We start from the raw sequence: 1,067 nt of genomic DNA on the forward strand, positions 1-1,067 counted from the left end.
GGTTCTTCGCGGATTCTGGGGGAAGAGCGAGTTGACAGTCAGGGAAGCAGGTAAATTGGCAGTCGCCAAACACACCCTTCACCTGTCCCTGCTGTCGCCGTGCATCCTATTGATCTTGCTGCTTTCTGGCCAGGCTATGAAGCCGTTGCCTGTCGCTCATCCGCCAACAACTCCCTTCTGATTGAGCTTGAGCCTCAAGCCGGCTCGGTTCCCAAATGCGGGCGTTGTGGCCAGCTCAGCCCTTTGATTCATGAGCGCCGGATTCGTCTGGTGCGCGATCGTGATTTGTTCGATCAGCGCGTCCTGCTTCAACTACCAGTGCGCCGAGTCGATTGCCTGAACTGTGGTCGGGTGACCGAGCGGGTCGACTGGCTGGAGCCTGCATCTCGCCTGACCCAGCGGTTACGGATCTGGCTCGAAAGCTTGCTGCGACTGCTGCCGATTAGCCACGTCAGCCGCCTCAGCGGCCTGCACTGGCACACCCTCAAAACGCTCGACAAACGCCGCTTGGAAGCTGAGGTAGGCACCTTCAATTCGAGCGACGTCCGCCGCTTGGTGATGGACGAATTCGCCTTGCACAAGGGGCATCGCTACGCCACGGTAATCATGGATGCCGAGCGAACACGGGTGCTGTGGGTCGGCCACGGCAACAGCCGCGAGGCGATCCGCCCGTTCTTTGAATTGCTCGGCGAGCACTGCCAACGGATCGAAGCGGTGGCCATGGACATGAACACGGCTTTCGACCTGGAGGTGAAGCAACATTGCCCTCAAGCCGAAGTGGTGTACGACTTGTTTCATGTGGTCGCGCGCTACGGGCGAGATGTGATCGACCGAATCCGGGTCGACCAGGCCAACCTCCTGCGCGAAGACAAGCCGGCACGAAAGGCGGTCAAACAGAGTCGTTGGCTGCTGCTGCGCAACCGCGACAACCTGAAGGACGGACAGGCCGTGCAGTTACAGGAGCTGCTTGCTGCCAACCAGCCGCTGGCTACGGTCTATGTACTCAAGGATGCCCTGAAGGATGTCTGGTACGCCCCCAGCGTACGAGAGGGTTGGCGACGCTGGCG

At 60.3% G+C, this 1,067-nt stretch carries 1 protein-coding gene; it reads left to right on the forward strand.

The window, feature by feature from the left end; all coding sequences use genetic code 11:
• Positions 1 to 99: 99 nt before the first annotated feature.
• The coding region (locus N879_RS10890) for an ISL3 family transposase (protein ID WP_022983364.1) at positions 100 to 1,067 on the forward strand (968 nt) is incomplete at its 3' end.

The organism is Alcaligenes sp. EGD-AK7, assembly GCF_000465875.3.
Lineage (GTDB): Bacteria > Pseudomonadota > Gammaproteobacteria > Burkholderiales > Burkholderiaceae_B > Alcaligenes > Alcaligenes phenolicus.